An 18,861-nucleotide genomic window follows, 5' to 3' on the forward strand; every position below is an offset into this window, starting at 1 on the left:
ATTTGAGAAATAATCTGTAATTTTGCGGCGTAATTAGTAACACAAAGGGGCTTACACCTCTTTATATATAGAAGAAGCTCCACGAAAAAAAAGGAGCTGGACAAAGAACATTGAGGAGATTTACATGAAACAGAAAATATGCTTTTTACTGGCGATGCTCTTCTGCATCACCCTGCAAACCATGGCGCAGACCAATGGCGACAACCCTGAAGACAGGGAGGTGGACATGGATACTCCTACCTTTGAACCGATGGTGAAGGTAGGAAAAGTGCTCCTGGATCATGACAGCGTGCAATATGTTCAAGTGAACAACGTGTACGTTTATCCGCAGCCGGTATTCAAGAACGCCAAGGAGCGAATGGCTTACAACCGTTTGGTATACAACATCAAGAAGGTGCTGCCGATAGCCAAAGAGGTAAGAAGGATTATCATCGAAACGGGTGATTATCTGGAAACGCTGCCTAACAAGAAGGCAAAGGACGCACACATGAAACTGGTGGAGAAAGGTATTAAACAGGAATATACCCCGAGAATGAAGAAACTCACCTATGCACAGGGTAAACTCTGCATCAAACTGGTGTATCGCGAATGCAATTCCTCATCCTATCACCTGATTCAAGCCTTTCTGGGTCCTATCCGTGCCGGATTCTATCAGGCATTTGCAAGCCTCTTCGGTGCCAGCCTCAACAAGAAGTACGACCCGAACGGCGTTGACAGATTAACAGAAAGAGTGGTAAGACAGGTAGAATCGGGGCAGATTTAACCAGCTCATCTTATTCAGAAAGCCCATACACTTAGGTATAAAAGCATTTCCAGTCAATAGGAATTGCTTTTATACCTAAGTTTTTTTGTTGATACAAGCAGAAGAAATCTCCGTTCATAGACATTGAACCGCCGTTCAGTGTCTTTGAACCGACATTCAATGTCTTTGAACGGCGGTTCAATGTCTATGAACGAAGATTTAAACAGACTGAAAAAAGAAATGTTCCTAAGAAAAGCAACAACTTTTCCTAGGAACATTTCCTTTTATATTCGAATGAGATGCCGACCTATTCCTCAGTATAAAGCACCTGAATCATAGTCTGGCCAACCGCCTTAAGCACATTCTTATCCAAATGAGCCATATCATCGCTCACGGTGTGCCAGGTAGGACCGAAACTGCTCTGCTGGCAGTCTGGATAATAAGCTATCACATCTACAGTAGGAATCTTAGCCTTCTCGTTGACCGGAATATGATCATCAGTAATCATTCCGCCATCGCTCTTAGGGAAGTAAGAGCCAAAACCAGCCTGACGGGCTGCAGCCCAAACCTTCTTCACGATGCCACCGGCATACTGCATAGACATGCCCTCACGGTAGAACTTGGCTCCCTGTCCGCCCACCATATCGAGGAGGATTCCGAAACGAGGATTATATCCCTCAGGCTTGTTCTCGCTCCAGTACTGGGCACCCAATGCCCAAGTATCGCCATCGTCCTGAACATCAGCCCACTGAGGTGTTCCCCAGTCTTCAGTATCGAAACATACGAAATCTACGCCGATGTTAGGATTCAGCTTCTTGTCTGCCTGCAGCTGGCGGGCTATCTCCAACATGACGGCTACTCCGCTGGCTCCATCGTTGGCAGCCATTACAGGCTTGCGCCAGTTGGTACTGTCGGGGTCGTTGTCTGCCCAAGGACGGCTGTCCCAATGGGCACAGAGCAAGATGCGGGTTTCTGCCTTCGGGTTGTAATGGGCGATGATATTGGTATTCTTCAGGATGGTACCATCATAGCCCTTGAGGTCAGCCTTCTGGGTCTCTACCTCGCAACCAAACTGCTTGAACTTGCTCACTATCCATTCGCCACACTTGTCGTGCGCCTCGCTGTTCATGACGCGAGGGCCGAAATCGCATTGTGCGGCACAATAAGCCAACGCCGAATCGGCATTAAAGGCAGGACCTACAGGATTCAGTTTCTCTGCTTCCTCTACTTCCTGAACCTCAGGCGAACTCGAACTGTTCGCATTCTTATAGCTGATAGCTCCAGCTACCACTCCGGCAGCAACTACCAAGCCTAAAATTATCTTCATTTTCTTCGTCATAACATTAATGTTTAAAGTTCTGCACCTGCGTCATCACTCTGAGCCAGTTGCCTCCCCAAATCTTGACAATATCCTGCTCGCTATATTTGCGGCGCAACAGCTGGAGGGTGAAATTGATGAGTTCAGAAGAGTCGGCGAGACCTCTGATGCCGCCGTCTCCATCAAAGTCGGTACCCAGACCTACGTGGTCGATACCCATCACATCGATGGCATGCTCAAGATGGGCGATAGCGTCCATGATGTCGGCTTCACCCTCTTTACGCAGGAATCCATGATAGAGCGTGGTATGAGCCACACCACCCTTTGCTGCAAGGGCACGCATCTGGTCATCGGTCAGATTGCGAGGCACATCGCAGAGCGCACGGCTGCTGCTATGGCTGCAGACAATAGGCGTCTGGCTGATATCAAGTGCATCGTAGAAACTCTTCTCGCCACCATGACTCAAATCTACCATGATGCCCAGGCGGTTCATCTCCTGAATCACCTTCTCGCCAAAACTGCTCACACCATTATGGGTATTGCAGCCGCGGGCACTATCGCAGATATCATTATCACCATTATGGCAGAGCGTGATATAAACGATGCCGCGCTGAGCGAAATGCTTCACGTTACTGATATCGTGCTCCAGGGCAAGGCCGTTCTCAATACCGAGCATTATGCTCTTTCTGCCTTTCCGCTTATCGCTGTAAAGATCGGCAGGAGTGCGGGCTATGCTGAGATACTGGCTGTTCTTGCTCACAATCTCTTCTATCTTGTCGAAGATGAGGTCGGCATACTGCGCAGGTCCCTTTACATCGAAAGCCACCTTGCTGCTGAAGCTCTCGCCTATCTGAGGCTGTGGCAGGTAAGCTACCATCGTGGTAGCATCCTGATGACCATCGGTCATCTTATGGAGATCAACCAGGATGCGGGAATCGCGATGATCAAACTTGATGCCCTGAGGGAAGAACATCGGAGTATCACAATGGGTATCGAGCGTAAGGATGCGCTTATGCAACTGCTTGGCTGCATAAAAGTTGTTAGCCTGATTAACCAGCCATTGGAAAATCTTCAATCCTTCTTCTTCCAGCCATTCCGGATGCCATTGCACACCGAGAATCTGCTTATACTCGCTACTCTCTACAGCCTCTATAATATGGTCAGAAGATTTGGCGATGGTGCGCAGATGATTGCCTGGCTTGCTTACCGCCTGATGGTGGAACGAGTTGACAAAGATCTTCTCCTTATTATATATATTATATAAGGTGGAATCTTTCTTGACTTCTACGATGTGGGTTGGTTCAGTACGGTCAGCATCCTGGCTGTGCTTTACCAGCTGCTTGATATCCTGGCACACCTTTCCGCCCAGCGCAATAGCGAGGGTCTGGATGCCCCGGCAGATGCCAAGCATCGGAATCTGGCGGTTGAAAGCCAATCGGGTAATCATCAGTTCAGCAGCATCACGTTCCTGATTGATGTTATGAAGACGGGGAGAAGGCTCTTCGCCCATCCACAGCGGATTATGGTCGCCGCCACCCGTCAGAATCAATCCATCAAGATGCTTCAGGGTATTGACGATGACCTGAGCATCGGCAACAGGAGGAATAATGACTGGCGTACCGCCAGCCGCTATTACTTGCTTATAATAACGATCGCGAAGCGTAGCATCGATACCTTCATAATTGGCAGTAAGGCCAATTACAGGCTGATGCTTCGCTTCGGGAAATCTAGAGTATGCATCCTGGAGATGCGACTCTAAGTCAAATGTTTCCATTTGTTTATCTTTCAAAAAATAATGATTCAAGATCTTCTAAAAATCGTACTCAGGTATGGAGACTCTTATATTAATCTTCATCGAGAAGTACAGGAATCTCACGCTTGATGCTCTGCTCAAGAGAGATAAGCGTTTCGGTAGAAACCACACCAGGGATAGCCTGAAGTTTATTGTTGAGCAAATCCATGAGCTGCTCGTTGTCGCGGGCATAAAGCTTGATCAGCATGGTGTATGAACCGGTTGTAAAGTGGCACTCTACAATTTCAGGAATGTTCTGCAAGCGCTCTACCACCTTTTTATACATATTACCGCGCTCCAAGTTCAAACCTACATAAGTGCAGGTAGAATAACCCAGGCTTTTAGGGTTTACATCAAAACCGCTACCGGTGATGAAACCATCCTCCATCAAGTGCTGAACACGCTGATGGATGGCTGCACGAGACACGCCACATTCTGCGGCTACGTCCTTGAAAGGAATACGGGCATTCTTGGAAAGGATGCCGAGAATCTTTCTGTCTAGATTGTCTATTTTCTCCATTTCGTTTTGTTTTATATTATTCTATTTATAAGGTACTTTTCTATACCAGATAGCAAAATTAATAAAATCTATTGAAACTGCAAACAAAATGCACGAATATTTTGCAATATCCGTGCATTTTGTTGTTTTTTATACTGTTTTTAACCAAAAACCTTGGCATTTTGCTACTTTTAGTAGAAAAATCATACGCTTATCTGATAACCTCGGAGAAGTAATGATCACGCAAAGGTTTCGGTAAGAAGTAATCTTGTGAAAGCAGAAATGAGAGTATTGCAAAAAACGCAAAAAAATCTCATAATATATTATATAAAGAGGTAGGAGATCCTATTGGTAGGGGGCTCTGGCCTCTTTATTTTCTAGCAAATAGGCATTAATTTTAGAGGGTTATACATGTCCTATCGACGAATAGGCATGGATGCGATTTTTGCTGTTTGTGAGATCAAAATATTTTATTTACCTTTGCAAACAGAAAAAAAATAATATAATAAGTTAAAATTATAGAATATGAAAATGCTGGAAAAGAAAAGTTATTGGCTTTTAGCATCTTTACTCTTATTGTCAGTAGGTGTAGATGCAAAGGTGAAATTTGATTTTTCCCTCGTCTTCGTACCAGAGGAGGGTGGTGTGAAGTTCGAAAAAATTACAGATGACGCTGACTGCGTAGCTGATTATAAAGGTAATATCGTGGGTAAGACATCTGGCGTCTTTGGCTCTCGCAAGACCAATACTATCGATTGGTGGGTAATTCCTCAAATTGGCGTATCTCCTGATGGAAGGCGCATAGGTTACATCAACGAAAAGAATGGAACCACCAACATCATGATTAAGAATGCTGCTAAAGGTGGCGCCAGTGTACAGCGCACATTCCGTACAAACGTAGAGGGCTTCACTTGGAGTCCTGATGGCAAGACCCTGTGCTTTACTGAGGTGAGAGGCAATCATCATGGCGTGTATCTGGTAGATGCCAATCAGGGTACTGTGGTACGTCAGATTTCAAACGGAACAGACAATGACTTCGGCGGTGTAATCAGTAAAGATGGAAACACAATTTATTTCCATCGTGGAGAGGGATATGCATCTTATAGCCTTTGGAGTTATGATCGCAAGACCAACCTTTTCTCCAATTATAGTAGAGGTATGACGGCTTGTCTTATTCCTAATGATCTGGATGCCATCTATTGCGCCCGTTTTACAACGAACAAGGAAAGTGAAATTTGGCGTGTAAACTTCAAGACGGGTGTGGAGGAAGTTATCCTTTCCCAGCCAGGCAAGAGTTTCAGTACGCCTCAGTTATCACCTGATGGCAAATGGCTGTTGGTTACAGGATCTAGCAGGTCTGAAAAAGAGAAGATTGACAATACTGACATATTTGTAGTTCGCACCGATGGTACCCAACTTACTCAGCTTACTTACCATCCAGGTAACGATTTGTCGCCAGTTTGGTCACCAGACGGAAAGAGTATCTTCTTCCTGTCTCAGCGTGGCTCAGCAGAAAAGAACTATAATGTATGGCGCATGGATTTCAGTATGTAGTCTATCTATTTGTAAATCTATGAGTATTAATCATATAAACTTTTTAAGATTATGAAAAAAATTATTATTGTAGCAGTTTGCGCATTCTGCGCTCTTACAGCTTCAGCACAGCGTGCAAGTAGCTCATCTTCTTCATTCTTCTCAACAGAGAAGGCTGATGGCGGCGTTCAGTTTGGTATCCGTGGTGGTCTCAATGTGGCTAATATGACAATTGAGGAAGATAATGTTTCTGTATCTTGTGATGCCAAGACCAACTGGCATGTAGGTGTTATTGCAGATATTCCTATGATGGAGAGTCTCTATGTTCAGACAGGTCTCTATCTCCAGAACAAGGGATATAAGGAGTCTGGAGATGAGTGGGAGACGACAGCAAATCCAATGTATTTGGAAATCCCAGTATTGGCTTCTTATCGTTACAACTTCAGCGATGCTGCCCAGTTGCAGATCAACGTAGGTCCTTATTTTGCTTATGGTATTGGTGGTAAAATTAAGGACGTAGATGAAGGTGAAGAGGATAAGGTAGATTTCTTTAGCGAAGATGGCGGTGCCAAGAACTTCGATTGTGGTCTTCAGATTGGTGCAGGCTTTACTTTTGGAGGACACTATTACATCGGTGCAGCATATGAGTTTGGCTTCACTAACATTGCCAAGAACTCAGGCGACACTAAGTTCAAGAACAAAAACTGGATGTTCAGCGTAGGTTATAATTTCTAATAATACATCGTTGAACCTTGATAAAAGGGGATGCAATATTTGCTATAAGGATATTGCATCCCTCTTATTATTACAATCATTAAAAAACTTAGAATCATGAAAACAGCGAAATTACCTCTTTATTATATAGGTATGCTTTTGATGGCATTACCTTTCTTCTTTACTTCATGCAGTAGTGATGACGATGGCTTTACCCCTTCGGCTGGAGGAAGTGATACCGCAGGTCAGATAACTGGCAGCGATGGTGAGAAACTTTATATTACTTCTGTAGGTGACAATACTTTCAACTACAACTCGGAAGGAAAAATCACAAAGTGTAGAGCCTATGGTAGTGATGATTATATTTTCTCCTACAATCCATTCAAGATTTCTTATACCGATACTCATGGCAGTTATTCAGATGTGACAGAGTATTACGATATAGCGTTGAATAAAAATGGTTATATCGTTAACATGAAAACCCGCAGTACATATCAGTCGGATAATGAAGAAAACAATGGCGAGGCGTGGTTTTCTTACGATTCCAAGGGACACCTGACTAAGATTGCCAGTTCAGGCACAGACGTATATTATGAGGATGGCGAGAAGGTAACAGAGAAGTATTCCTTGGAGTATAATTTGTCTTGGTCTAATGGTAAACTCACCCAAATCGTATGCAATGGAAGCGAAGATGGAGAGAAATTTACCGATACAGCTACATTTGAGTATGGTGACAACACCTATCCTAATATCACCAAGCAATGGACAGACAACTATATGGCAGATATAATAGAAGATATGGAGTTCTTGTTCTATGTAGGGTATTTTGGTGTAGCTGGCGATTATCATCCAGTGTCTGCTTCCCAGCATGATAGTGATGGCGAAACTTCTACTTTCAGGTATAGCTACGAATTTAATGACGATGGTTCCGTAAAGGCTTCCAAGTATAAATACAATAACAGTAGATATTGGACAACAAGAAATTATACTTATATGAGTAAATAAAAGAACGGGAGAGTGTGTTTCTATTGAAAAATGCACTCTCTTTGTGCTTTTCTGGAAGATTTTTTGGCAAAAAACTTGTGGATGTGTAGTAAAATGCTTATTTTTGCCATAAAAAGAGAGTTTTAACGGAATATAGAAGATGAAAAGATTTGTTTGGTGTATATGCCTGCTGTTGGTCGTACTGTTGGGTTGCCAACGACCTGCGGAATCGGGTAAGACAGAAGAAGAACGAAAAGTGTTAGCTTGCATTGATGACTCAGTGGAAGCCATGTCGGTTCATGCTCCTGAAATTATAAAGAAAGCCTTGGCTTCGGCAACGGATAGCCTGACTTATTATGAATATTATGTTCGCAAGGCAAAGTACTTCTGTCTGTCTGCCACCCCAGACTCGATGTATCCCATCTTGGATCAAACCATATCTTATTGCAAACTCCAGCCAGCTACAGAACGCCGTAACTCTCTATTGGCATACGCATACAATTGCAAGGCTATTGCTTATCATAATTATCGCAAGAATCCGGATGAGGTGATAAGACTCTATAAAGACGCCACAACCTTGTTGGCTAACAGCGATGCTAAAGACCAGCTGCCTAAGGTTTGTGCCAATCTGGGCGATGCTTATATCTTCAAGAGTCAGTTGCCTGAGGCTGCGGCGTGTTACCGGCGTGCCCTGTTTCTGGTAGACTCGCTCGGGTTGCCGTCTAGTGAGAACATCACACTCTATCTCGGACTTGCCACCATCTATCTGCAACTCAACGATTTTGATACCTCGCTGAAGTATTATCAGCAGACAGAGAAGTATTTCTCGCAGATGTCTGTAGGCATGCAGGCTTATTACCTCAATAACTATGGCAACTACTATTATTATACCAGGAACTACAAGGCATCTCTCCAGAAATTTCTTGCCATGAAGGCTTTTCTCGAGAAACATCATAAGACAGATACCTTCGATATGTACCTCTGCAAGCTCAATCTCGCAGATGTATATCTCAATTTGGACAAAGTGGCGCTATCCGAGAAGTATCTCGACGAGATAGAACCCTGGTTTGCCGAAAATGGTAATGAGGTATCTATTTATTATGTCAATTCTATCCGTATCGGACAGGCGGTAAAGCAGGGGAATATGGCAAAGGTCAAGGATATCTTGTCACACGAGAAGGGGTCAGATAGCATGGAGTTTAGTCTTCGCCAGATTCGTAATCGTTATCTTCGCAAGTATTATGAGGCTATAGGCGATTATCGGGGAGCCTACGATAATCTGAGGACGGATGTCCAACAGAACGACTCTCTGGAGCATAACCGCATCAAGATGCGTGCATCAGAAATCATGGACCGATTTGCGCAAGATACCATTCGTTTGCACCATAACCTGGAGATGGAGCATAAGAATGCTGTTGTCCAGCGTGCCTATGCCATCACGGTGGCAGCAGTATCGCTGGTCGTTGTCATCATCCTGATCTTTGCTCTTCTTGTCATGCGCTCCCGCAAGCGAAATGCGCAAGATAAAATGCGCAACATGCAGTTGAGGCTAGCTTGTGTGCGCAACCGTATTTCTCCACATTTCGTGTTTAATGTGCTTAATGGTAAAATATTGAAATCGGATGAGCATGATGCCAATGACTTGCTCGACCTGACTAAGTTGATAAGAGCTAACCTCGACCTGTCGTGCCGTCTGGATGTGACGTTGCGCGAAGAGTTGGACTTCGTGAAACGGTATGTTGATGTGGAGAAACAGCTGGTGGGCGATGACTTCGAGTTTGCTATCAATATTGCCGAAAGTGTGAATATAGATCAGGTGCGCATCCCTTCCATGTTTGTGCAGATTCTCGTGGAGAATGCTTTCGTGCATGGTCTGAAGGGATGGGATGGACATAAGATTATCCATATCGGGATAAGCAAGGAAGGAAAAAACACCTGTATCAAGGTCAGAGACAATGGACCGGGATTTGACATCCGTAGTGTGGGAAAGAAGCGCACCGGACTGAACGTCATCACCCAAACTATCGTCATCGTCAACGAGCGAAATAAGAACAAGATGAACTTCTCGCTCAATAATGAACAGGAAAATGGAAAAGCCGTAGGATGTGTGGCAACGATAGTTATTCCAGATAATATCAAACTATTTATTTGACAAAAGAACCGCAAGATGAGAACAATCATTATAGACGACAATAAGCAGGCAGTCAAAGACCTGAACGAAAGGCTGGCCAGATTCTCCGAGGTAGAAGTGGTGGCAGTAGAGCACTCCGGACTAGACGGCCTGGCGAGGGTGAGCGAGTTACAGCCCGACTTGCTCTTCCTTGACGTGCAGTTGCCCGATATTTCCGGTTTGGATTTCCTGGACAGACTGGATTTCTTTACCCATGGCCGTTGCAGGGTGGTAATGTATACAGCTTACGATGAGTTTGTGTTGCCAGCTTTCAGAAAGAAAGCCTTCGATGTACTTCTGAAGCCTATTGATGACAAGGAGTTGGACATCATTATGCAGCGACTTGCCGAACACCCCCTTTTACCAACCCCACAATCCGACGGGCAGGATAAGGACAAACTCATGTCCGACAACGGCAAGTTTCTGCTCTATACCAATACCATAGATTTCAAACTGGTTGACAAGCGCGACATCGCTCTCTTTCAGTATAATCATGAAGTGCGTTGCTGGGAGGCTGTGGTAGCGGGCAGCAAGGCTCCTGTCCGTCTGAAGCGAACCATCAAGGGTGATGACCTCCTGGAAGTGGACAAGCAGTTTATACAAGTCAACCAAAAGTTTATCATCAATATGAATTATCTGATAGAGGTGGTTGACAACGTATGCCACTTCTATCCGCCGTTTGATAACATAAGCTATGTAAGGGTGGGACGCCTCTATCGCAAGAAATTGATAGACCGCTTTTATAGTCTTTGATTTTAGGCAAAAAAACTATTGAAATGTTAAAAACCTTGGCATTTTACTACTTTTAGTAGAAAAAACATACGCTTATCTGATAACCTCGGAGAAGTAATGATCACGCAAAGGTTTCACCACTTTATCACCCGTGAAAAAGAGCCAAAGATAACACTCTATCCTTGGCTCTTACCTTATTATATTTTAGTAGTAATTACTTGATGAAATGAATTTCGTAATTACTTTCTCTTCTTTGAATGCGCAGCTTTCTTGGCAGCAGACTTAGCTGGCGCTTTTGCCACCTTCTTCTCTGCTCCTACGGCTACATCTTCCTTCAACTCGCCAGCAGGCTCAGCCTTAACCTCTGGCTTTACGATGCTAACCAGCTCAAGATCGAACACCAAAGTAGAGTATGGAGGAATCTGACCAGCCTGACGCTCGCCGTAAGCCAACTCGTAAGGAATGTAAACCTGCCACTTACTGCCCACAGGCATCAGAGTAAGCGCCTCGGTCCAACCCTTGATCAAGCCATTGGCACGGAACTTATCTGTCTTGCTGCCACCATGCTTGGATGTAGCATCAAAAACGGTACCATCAATCAGACGACCCTCGTAGATAACTTCTACCTCATCGCTAGCCTTAGGCACCTCGCCATGACCTTCGGTAATCACCTTATACTGCAAACCGCTAGGCAACACCTTTACACCAGGTTTCTTGGCATTAGCGGCAAGGAACTTCTCGCCGGCACCAGCCAAAGCTTCCTTCTGGAAATCGGCAGCAGCCTTAGTAGTAAAGAATGTTGTATCATTAGCCAAAGCTGCGATAAAACCATTCTGGAACATAGCATGGCTGATAGAATCGCCTGTGCTCTTCAACTCTTCCTTTGTGCCAGGATATACACGCTTCTCAACCAGTTTGGCAACCTCCATACCTGCAGAATAAGCTACGGTCTTAGGATTGATACCCATGGCAAGCGCATCCTTGTAACCACGAAGGAAATTCTCCATATAGGCAGTATCTACCTGAAAACTCTGCTGGATATAAGGAATCAGACCACGAGTGGCATTCATACCAGCTACATAACTCAAAGAATCGGCTGATGATTTCAACTCAACAAGAGTAGCCGCCTTCTTAACCTTCTTCTTGCTTGCAGCACTAGCTGTAAACAAAGAAGCACCCGCCACGAGGACGAGTGCTGTCATTAATATTTTCTTCATTTATAAGTCCTCTATAAAAATGAGTTCCCACAAAAATTACTTGCCACCTACTGAAATCAACTCAATCTTGAAGATCAATACAGAGAATGGCTTGATCTGACCCTGCTCGCGCTCACCGTAAGCCAACTGCTGAGGAATGTAAACCTCCCAAACAGAACCTGCTGGCATGTGAACCAAAGCCTCAGTCCAACCCTTGATAACCTGGTTAGCACGGAGATCTACAGCCTGACCACGCTTGAAAGAAGAATCGAATACCTTGCCGTCGATTGTCTTACCCTCGTAGTTAACCTTAACCATAGAAGTATCCTTTGGCATAGGGCCATTACCCTCCTTGATTACCTTGTACTGAACACCTGAAGGCAGAGTAACAACTCCTGGCTTCTTCTTGTTGGCAGCGAGGAACTTCTCACCAGCAACCTTGTTAGGACCATATTCCTTCTCCATGTTCTTAGCCTTGATAGCCATCATCTTAGCCTGAGCTATCTGAGCAGCCTGCTCAACAGTCATCAAGCCCTTCTTGCCAGTAGTACCTGTGATGAAACCAGCCATGAAGTTCTTCAGAGAGATAGACTTTGTAGAATCCTCACCGAATACCTCATGGTTGATACCCTTAACCATCTGGTTAGAGATCTGCTGACCAATCTGAATACCTGCGTAGTAAGCAGCCTTCTTCTTGTCGTCACCAGCGTTGGCACCATCGTTAAGACCCTTGATGAAATCATCCATGTAAGCAGTATCAACGCCCATGCGCTCTACCATAAACTCCTTCAGACCCTGAGTCTGAGACATACCCATAGCATAGCTCATAGTATCTACATCAGTCTTGAGATCTGCCTTAGGAGTAGAATTGCCACAACCTACGAATGTAGCAGCAGCACAAGCCACGAGGGCTCCGAAAAATAACTTTTTCATTTCCTTATTTATATTTTAAATCTTTATTTTTATCTATTATATTCCAGGATTGCCTTTACTTCGTTTAAATATATCTACTAACGATTACTTAACGGCAACGAGCTCTACATCGAAAATCAATGCTGAGAATGGAGGGATAGATGCACCTGCACCACGCTCACCATAACCCAACTGATAAGGGATGAAGAAACGGAACTTGGCACCCTCGGTCATGAGCTGAAGACCCTCTGTCCAACCAGCGATAACCTGGTTCAATGGGAAGGTAGCAGTCTGACCACGGTCGTAAGAACTGTCAAACTTAGTACCGTCGATAAGCGTTCCCTCATAGTGGCACTCAACCTGATCGGTAGCCTTAGGAGCCTTGCCATTACCCTCGCGCAAAACCTGATACTGCAAACCGCTCTTAGTAGTGATGATACCATCCTTCTTGCCGTTCTCGGCGAGGAACTTCTCACCAGCTTCCTTAGCAACCTTGCCCTTCTCGGCAGCAGCAGCCTGAGCCTTAGCCTCCTGCTCTGCAAAGAAGTTCTGTACCAACTCCTGAGCCTCCTGCTCGCCGAGCTGAAGCTTACCTGCGATGGCATCCTTTACGGCCTGTGCAAAATCATCAATATTCAAACTCTCTGCACCCATTGAAGCCAACTGGCGACCGATGCCGATGCCCAAAGCATAACTTACTTTATCCATAAAATCTATTTATAAAAATGTATTAATAATCTTAAAATGTACTTTTTGTCCTTAAAACGAGTGCAAAGATAACATTTTTCTCGCTTAAAACGATGTTATTTGCAGAAAAATTGCTAAATTTGTGCATTCTTAATATAAAGATTAAGAAAATATGAATAATTAAAACGTGATAAGATGAAGAAACTCGTATTTTTAACCGGTGCAGGCATGTCTGTGGAGAGTGGTTTCAAAACTTTCCGTGGCAATGATGGATTATGGGAAAACTATCCTGTAGAACAGATAGCTACCCATGAGGGATGGGAAGCTGACCCTACCCTAGTAACAAACTTCTATAATATGTTGCGCCATAAACTCTATGCTGCGCAACCTAACGAGGGGCATAAACTTATCAAGGAACTGGAAAAAGACTTCGATGTGACGGTAATCACCCAGAATGTAGATAATCTGCATGAGAAGGCAGGTTCCAAGAATGTAATTCATCTGCATGGCGAACTGTCAAAGGTTTGCTCGTCACGCGACCCTTACGACTATCGCTACATCAAGGAATTACCCGAGGATGATTGCGAGGTAAAGCCGGGAACCGAAGCTGGAGACGGAAGCCTGTTGCGTCCATTTATCGTTTTCTTCGGCGAAAGCGTTCCTATGATTGAGCCGGCAGCCGAAGCTGTACAGCAAGCCGATATCTTCGTCATTATAGGAACCTCACTCAACGTTTATCCTGCTGCAGGTCTGATTTCATATACCAAGCCTCACATTCCTATCTATCTGATAGACCCGGGTGCTGTAAACACCAATGGATATTACAAGATAGAGCACATCATGAAAGGGGCTTCTGAAGGCATGAAGGAACTGAAGGAAATATTGGAAAAATAAAAACATTCAGAATACATAAACAACAAAAGCAAACAGGGAAGCATCCATTGATACTTCCCCGTTTGCTTTTATTACTTTTATTTTCTTTCTATCAATAACATTCTGCATTACACAGCCTCAGATGTTCTGACTCCCATGCGAGCCTCGGCGACATTAACCACATAATCACCCAGTTTTTCGCACTCCTGAATGATATCCATGTACAATGTACCTACACCATAGGTATAAAGATGGTTATCCACATCATCCAGGTTCTGGTTTCTCAACTGAGTACGATAATTATTAATCTCAGTCTCGATATTGTACGTATGGTTGAGATTGATAGAATGGCGTTCATGAGCAAACATATAGTTCATCTGAGTCAGCGCCTCATCTACCAACTTAAACATCTGATGAATGTTTTCACTCTGCTTGGCAGTAAACTCCTCCTTGTTTTCACCCTTGCGCTTAATGGTGCGGGCAAGATTGAAGCAACTGTCACCAATACTCTCAATCTCGGAAATCTCACGCAACATCGCACGGATCTTCGCCTTGGTATCATCACTCAGATGAGCATCGCTCACCTGATCAAGATACTTGGCAATCTCAATCTCCATATTATCAGAAATACCCTCATACTTCTCGATACGCTCATAGAGTTTGTCGAAAGTCTTGGAATCCTGAGTTTCCAGCAACTCTCTCACCATACTAAACATACGATGGATACGCTCGCCGAAACTGCCGATTTCCTGCTGTGCCTCGAAGACAGAAAGTTCTGGGGTCTTCATGATGCCAGCCTGGATAAAGCGCAAACGGAAATCTTCATCCTCCTTATCTGCCTTAGGCTTGATAAGTTTGCAGACAACTTTTTCCAACTGTGGGATAAACCAAATCAGAACGCCCGTGTTACAAACATTGAAACAGGTATGGAACATCGCCAGGACAATTGGCAACAACTTCGTCTTCTGTGCCGCAGACATACCACCATCAGGATCATACCCCACGATAGAGCAAACGAAATCTACAAATGGATAGAACAGGCAGAGAACCCAGATTACACCAAAGACATTGAATACCAGATGGGCCAAGGCTGCACGACGAGCCTGGGCATTAGCACCCAAAGCGGCAAGATTGGCTGTAGCGGTAGTTCCGATATTCTCACCCATCACCAAGGCAATACCCAGATAGATAGGGAGTACGCCTGTAGAACAGAGTAAGATAGTGATGGCCATCACAGCTGCCGAACTCTGTACGATACAGGTTATAAGTGTACCAATCAGGAGGAAGACTACAATCGTGAAATGACTCTTTGTATCAAAAGATCCAAAGAAATCGATAACCGCCGGATTATGTTCCAGATCGAGAGCCTTACCCGCACTACTCAACAGAACGAGCGAGAAGAAGAGGAAGGCGATACCAAAAAGGAAATCTCCGAAATAACGGCGCTTCTTACTATAAATCAGCATAATGCCGAGGAAGAACGCAGGGAATACGACAATCGTTAAATCTACATTATAACCCAGCGACATAATCCAAGCCGTAAACGTGGTACCAATGTTGGCACCCATAATAACGGAAATAGCTTGGGCTAAAGTCAGCAAACCTGCATTTACAAAAGAAACCGTCATAACGGTAGTTGCAGAGGAACTCTGAACGGCACAGGTAATAAAGGTACCTGTAAGCATTCCCGTAAATCGGTTGGTTGTCATAGCGCCCAAAATGTGGCGCAACTGAGATCCTGCCATCTTCTGCAAGGCCTCACTCATCACCTTCATACCATAGATGAGCAAAGCTAAAGAACCGAGAATCTGAAAAAAAATCACAAGATATTGACTTGTATCCATATTCATTTGTATTTGTGGAAATGTTTGTTACGTTTCGGTTGCAAATATAATAAGAATTTCCGTTATTACGAAATATTTGTTACCGATATTTCAAGTTGTAACAGTATTGTAACATCCAAGACCCCCTAAACACAATTTTGGAAGAACTACATTTACGAATAGACAAAAAGAATCAATAAGCTATATTCTGCTCTGAAATACGAAAAATGAAGAAATATTATGGTCAGTTTTGCCTCATATTTAATAAAAAACGAAAAAAGATGCCAAGAAACTTTGTTTTCTCCTTTTTTTTTTGTTTCTTTGCCTTATAAAACTAATAATAGTCATAATTTATGGGAAAAGGTAAAAAAGGTGGCAAAAGAATGAACAAAGCGCAGCTCACTGAGATGCTGCAGGAATTCTTTGCCGAAAGACCGGGCGAAACGCTCAGCTTTAAAGAGATATTCCGTTCCCTCCGTCTCACTACACATCCGCTCAAGATGCTGGCGATTGACATTATGGAGGAAATGGCATGGGATGACTACCTGGCTAAGGTAAGTGATAATTCTTATCGCCTGAATCAAAGCATACAGGTGATGGAAGGTAAATTCGTTAGAAAGGCAAATGGCAAAAACTCTGTTATCCCTGATGATAGCGAGAAGCCTATTTTCGTTTCTGAACGTAATTCGATGGGAGCACTTAATGGCGACAGGGTGGAATTCACCTTCCTGGCTCGCCGTAAGAATCACATCAAGGAGGCACAGGTCAACAAAATCCTTGAACGCGCTAAAGATACCTTCGTAGGACGTCTGAAAGTAGATAAGGATCTGGCTTACCTCGTGACACCTGGCGATGTCTTTGCTCACAACATCATCATTCCTAGAAGAAAGGTGAAGGGAGGAAAGACCGATGACAAGGCAGTGGTACGAATTATTGAGTGGCCTGATGGAGAAAACAAGAGTCCTATTGGCGAGGTTGTTGATATTCTTGGTCAGATGGGTGATAATGATGTTGAGATGAATTCTATCCTTGCTCAATATGGATTACCTTATAAATATCCAAAGAATGTAGAAGATGCAGCCAACAAGATAAGCGGCGAAATCACAGAACAGGATTACAAAGAACGAGAGGACTTCCGCAAGGTATTCACTTGTACCATCGACCCGAAGGATGCCAAGGACTTTGATGATGCCCTCAGTATCCAGAGATTGGAGAATGGTAACTGGCAGGTAGGTGTTCATATCGCAGATGTATCACATTACGTCACAGAGGGCAGTATCATCGACAAGGAAGCTGTGAAACGTGCAACATCTGTATATCTTGTAGATCGCACCATCCCGATGCTCCCAGAGCGTCTCTGTAACTTTATCTGCTCGCTTCGTCCTAATGAGGAAAAACTTGCGTACAGCGTCATCTTCGAACTCGACAACAATGCCGAAGTCAAGAACTATCGCATCGTACATACCGTCATCGAGAGCGACCGCCGATATAAATATGAAGAGGTACAGGAACTCCTCGAAGCAAATGGTGTGATTGATGGTACTGGCGAACCTGCTCCAGCCGAAACCAAGGAACATCCTTATCAGGGAGAAAACGCACTTCAGCTCATTACGCTTGACAGACTGGCTAAGAAACTGCGTGCCGCAAGATTCAAAAATGGTGCTGTTAAGTTTGACCGCGAAGAGTTGCATTTCGACGTTGACGAAAAGGGGAAACCAGTAAGCTGCTACTACAAGCGCTCTAAGGATGCCAATAAACTCGTCGAGGAATTCATGCTTCTCGCCAACCGTACGGTGGCAGAAAGTATCGGAAAGGTAAAGAAAGGAAAGAAGCCAAAGACGCTTCCTTATCGTATTCATGACAATCCTGACCCACAGAAGTTGGAAACCTTGCGTGAATTCGTTGTGAAGTTTGGTTATAAGATGAAAACAGAGGGTACTAAGGGCGCTACAGCAAGAAGTCTCAACAAGTTGATGTCAGATTGCGAAGGCAAACCAGAGAACAACCTCATCCAGATGGTTGCACTCCGAGCCATGATGAAGGCAAAGTACTCCGTTCACAACATCGGACACTTTGGACTGGCTTTCGAATACTACACCCACTTCACATCACCTATCCGCCGTTATCCGGATACGATGGTTCATCGCTTGCTTACCAAGTACGCAGATGGCGGCAGAAGTGCCAACGAGAAACATTACGAAGAACTCTGTGAGCATTGCTCTGAAATGGAACAGATTGCACAGAATGCAGAACGTGACAGTATCAAATATAAGATGGTAGAATTCATGGGAGATAAACTCGGCGAGGAATTCGATGCCCACATAAGCGGTATTACTTCTTACGGAATTTATGCTACCATAGACGAAAACCATTGTGAAGGAATGATTCCAATGCGCGACATCGCTGACGATTATTACGACTTCGACGAAAAGAACTTCTGTTTGATTGGTCGTCGTCACCATAATAAATATCAATTAGGCGACGCTATCCGCATTAAGGTGGCGCAAGCCAACCTGGAGAAGAAACAACTAGATTTCACCCTAGCCGGCGATTCGGCTCCTGTACGCAAGGAAAAGCCTGCAGCTAATACTTCTTCCAGCAAAGCGAAAAAGTCAAAGCAGAAGACACGAAATCACCGTAAAAACAAATAATATCAAATTGGGCTGACCTTATTGGTCAGCCTTTTTTATTTTGAATCTATACACATTTACAAAATCCAGGACCGAATAGGTAAAAAGATAAAAGGAGCCGCGTAATCTATGGGATAAAGCTGCGATAAGAAAGCAGAACTGTAGGAAAAACAGAAAAGCCCCGACTACTTTCGTAATCGAGGCTTCTGAAATTGAAAGGAGGCGGCTACCTACTCTCCCGCATTGCATTGCAGTA

15 protein-coding genes are annotated in these 18,861 nt (G+C 44.2%); 8 read left to right on the top strand and 7 right to left on the bottom strand.

The features are described 5' to 3' along the window. Nucleotides 1–124: 124 nt before the first annotated feature. Nucleotides 125–763: a DUF4294 domain-containing protein gene (locus tag DWV53_RS03825; protein ID WP_118151735.1), complete on the top strand. Its 639-nt coding sequence runs from the start codon at nucleotides 125–127 to the stop codon at nucleotides 761–763. A 286-nt stretch (nucleotides 764–1,049) separates the two neighbouring features. On the opposite strand, the gene DWV53_RS03830 is transcribed toward DWV53_RS03825, so the two are convergent. The 3 genes from DWV53_RS03830 to DWV53_RS03840 all read right to left on the bottom strand — a co-directional run bounded on the left by DWV53_RS03830 (nucleotide 1,050) and on the right by DWV53_RS03840 (nucleotide 4,372). After that, nucleotides 1,050–2,081 carry a M28 family peptidase gene (locus DWV53_RS03830; RefSeq protein WP_022120172.1) on the bottom strand — a complete coding sequence of 344 codons (1,032 nt, stop codon included), beginning with the start codon at nucleotides 2,079–2,081 and terminating at the stop codon, nucleotides 1,050–1,052. A 4-nt stretch (nucleotides 2,082–2,085) separates the two neighbouring features. After that, the gene (locus DWV53_RS03835; protein ID WP_118151737.1) at nucleotides 2,086–3,834 is read right to left on the bottom strand and encodes a membrane dipeptidase; all 1,749 of its coding nucleotides are present in this window, start codon (nucleotides 3,832–3,834) and stop codon (nucleotides 2,086–2,088) included. A 70-nt stretch (nucleotides 3,835–3,904) separates the two neighbouring features. Continuing rightward, complete coding sequence (locus tag DWV53_RS03840) at nucleotides 3,905–4,372, bottom strand: Lrp/AsnC family transcriptional regulator (RefSeq protein WP_006848151.1); 468 nt, start codon at nucleotides 4,370–4,372, stop codon at nucleotides 3,905–3,907. Between the two features lie 504 nt (nucleotides 4,373–4,876). Between DWV53_RS03840 and DWV53_RS03845 the strand changes: the two genes are divergently transcribed. The 5 genes from DWV53_RS03845 to DWV53_RS03865 all read left to right on the top strand — a co-directional run bounded on the left by DWV53_RS03845 (nucleotide 4,877) and on the right by DWV53_RS03865 (nucleotide 10,505). Further along, a complete protein-coding gene (locus DWV53_RS03845; protein WP_117693220.1) occupies nucleotides 4,877–5,905 on the top strand; it encodes a PD40 domain-containing protein in 1,029 nt (342 codons plus the stop codon). 51 nt (nucleotides 5,906–5,956) lie between these two features. Continuing rightward, on the top strand, nucleotides 5,957–6,619 hold the full coding sequence (locus tag DWV53_RS03850) for a porin family protein (protein ID WP_118151738.1): 663 nt from the start codon (nucleotides 5,957–5,959) through the stop codon (nucleotides 6,617–6,619). Between the two features lie 96 nt (nucleotides 6,620–6,715). Beyond that, nucleotides 6,716–7,603 (top strand): DUF4595 domain-containing protein, encoded by an 888-nt coding sequence (locus DWV53_RS03855; RefSeq protein WP_118151740.1) that lies wholly within the window; start codon nucleotides 6,716–6,718, stop codon nucleotides 7,601–7,603. Nucleotides 7,604–7,742: 139 nt separating this feature from the next. Next, nucleotides 7,743–9,734, top strand: a complete 1,992-nt coding sequence (locus DWV53_RS03860; RefSeq protein WP_118151742.1) for a histidine kinase — start codon at nucleotides 7,743–7,745, stop codon at nucleotides 9,732–9,734. A 15-nt stretch (nucleotides 9,735–9,749) separates the two neighbouring features. Continuing rightward, nucleotides 9,750–10,505, top strand: a complete 756-nt coding sequence (locus tag DWV53_RS03865; protein WP_118151744.1) for a LytR/AlgR family response regulator transcription factor — start codon at nucleotides 9,750–9,752, stop codon at nucleotides 10,503–10,505. Between the two features lie 218 nt (nucleotides 10,506–10,723). Here DWV53_RS03865 and DWV53_RS03870 read toward each other — a convergent pair whose 3' ends face one another. The 3 genes from DWV53_RS03870 to DWV53_RS03880 form a co-directional block, all read right to left on the bottom strand. Beyond that, entirely contained in the window at nucleotides 10,724–11,701 is a 978-nt protein-coding gene (locus DWV53_RS03870; RefSeq protein ID WP_118151746.1) for an FKBP-type peptidyl-prolyl cis-trans isomerase, read from the bottom strand. A gap of 36 nt (nucleotides 11,702–11,737) precedes the next feature. Then, on the bottom strand, nucleotides 11,738–12,613 hold the full coding sequence (locus DWV53_RS03875) for an FKBP-type peptidyl-prolyl cis-trans isomerase (protein WP_006848155.1): 876 nt from the start codon (nucleotides 12,611–12,613) through the stop codon (nucleotides 11,738–11,740). Between the two features lie 84 nt (nucleotides 12,614–12,697). Beyond that, nucleotides 12,698–13,300, bottom strand: a complete 603-nt coding sequence (locus tag DWV53_RS03880; RefSeq protein WP_006848156.1) for an FKBP-type peptidyl-prolyl cis-trans isomerase — start codon at nucleotides 13,298–13,300, stop codon at nucleotides 12,698–12,700. 174 nt (nucleotides 13,301–13,474) lie between these two features. On the opposite strand from DWV53_RS03880, the gene DWV53_RS03885 reads away from it, so the two are divergent. Next, nucleotides 13,475–14,173 (top strand): SIR2 family NAD-dependent protein deacylase, encoded by a 699-nt coding sequence (locus DWV53_RS03885; RefSeq protein ID WP_118151748.1) that lies wholly within the window; start codon nucleotides 13,475–13,477, stop codon nucleotides 14,171–14,173. Nucleotides 14,174–14,280: 107 nt separating this feature from the next. On the opposite strand, the gene DWV53_RS03890 is transcribed toward DWV53_RS03885, so the two are convergent. Beyond that, nucleotides 14,281–15,996: a Na/Pi cotransporter family protein gene (locus tag DWV53_RS03890; RefSeq protein ID WP_118151758.1), complete on the bottom strand. Its 1,716-nt coding sequence runs from the start codon at nucleotides 15,994–15,996 to the stop codon at nucleotides 14,281–14,283. A 332-nt stretch (nucleotides 15,997–16,328) separates the two neighbouring features. Between DWV53_RS03890 and rnr the strand changes: the two genes are divergently transcribed. Beyond that, nucleotides 16,329–18,626: a ribonuclease R gene (gene rnr, locus DWV53_RS03895; RefSeq protein WP_118066568.1), complete on the top strand. Its 2,298-nt coding sequence runs from the start codon at nucleotides 16,329–16,331 to the stop codon at nucleotides 18,624–18,626. Nucleotides 18,627–18,861: the final 235 nt, after the last annotated feature.

The sequence above is a fragment of the Segatella copri genome (genome assembly GCF_003465495.1).
Lineage (GTDB): Bacteria > Bacteroidota > Bacteroidia > Bacteroidales > Bacteroidaceae > Prevotella > Prevotella copri_G.

Bases quoted from the DNA above. Each gene is read 5' to 3' on its own strand.
- DWV53_RS03825 (WP_118151735.1), top strand. From the start codon at position 125: ATGAAACAGAAAATATGCTTTTTACTGGCGATGCTCTTCTGCATCACC.
- DWV53_RS03830 (WP_022120172.1), bottom strand. From the start codon at position 2,081: ATGACGAAGAAAATGAAGATAATTTTAGGCTTGGTAGTTGCTGCCGGA.
- DWV53_RS03835 (WP_118151737.1), bottom strand. From the start codon at position 3,834: ATGGAAACATTTGACTTAGAGTCGCATCTCCAGGATGCATACTCTAGA.
- DWV53_RS03840 (WP_006848151.1), bottom strand. From the start codon at position 4,372: ATGGAGAAAATAGACAATCTAGACAGAAAGATTCTCGGCATCCTTTCC.
- DWV53_RS03845 (WP_117693220.1), top strand. From the start codon at position 4,877: ATGAAAATGCTGGAAAAGAAAAGTTATTGGCTTTTAGCATCTTTACTC.
- DWV53_RS03850 (WP_118151738.1), top strand. From the start codon at position 5,957: ATGAAAAAAATTATTATTGTAGCAGTTTGCGCATTCTGCGCTCTTACA.
- DWV53_RS03855 (WP_118151740.1), top strand. From the start codon at position 6,716: ATGAAAACAGCGAAATTACCTCTTTATTATATAGGTATGCTTTTGATG.
- DWV53_RS03860 (WP_118151742.1), top strand. From the start codon at position 7,743: ATGAAAAGATTTGTTTGGTGTATATGCCTGCTGTTGGTCGTACTGTTG.
- DWV53_RS03865 (WP_118151744.1), top strand. From the start codon at position 9,750: ATGAGAACAATCATTATAGACGACAATAAGCAGGCAGTCAAAGACCTG.
- DWV53_RS03870 (WP_118151746.1), bottom strand. From the start codon at position 11,701: ATGAAGAAAATATTAATGACAGCACTCGTCCTCGTGGCGGGTGCTTCT.
- DWV53_RS03875 (WP_006848155.1), bottom strand. From the start codon at position 12,613: ATGAAAAAGTTATTTTTCGGAGCCCTCGTGGCTTGTGCTGCTGCTACA.
- DWV53_RS03880 (WP_006848156.1), bottom strand. From the start codon at position 13,300: ATGGATAAAGTAAGTTATGCTTTGGGCATCGGCATCGGTCGCCAGTTG.
- DWV53_RS03885 (WP_118151748.1), top strand. From the start codon at position 13,475: ATGAAGAAACTCGTATTTTTAACCGGTGCAGGCATGTCTGTGGAGAGT.
- DWV53_RS03890 (WP_118151758.1), bottom strand. From the start codon at position 15,996: ATGGATACAAGTCAATATCTTGTGATTTTTTTTCAGATTCTCGGTTCT.
- rnr (WP_118066568.1), top strand. From the start codon at position 16,329: ATGGGAAAAGGTAAAAAAGGTGGCAAAAGAATGAACAAAGCGCAGCTC.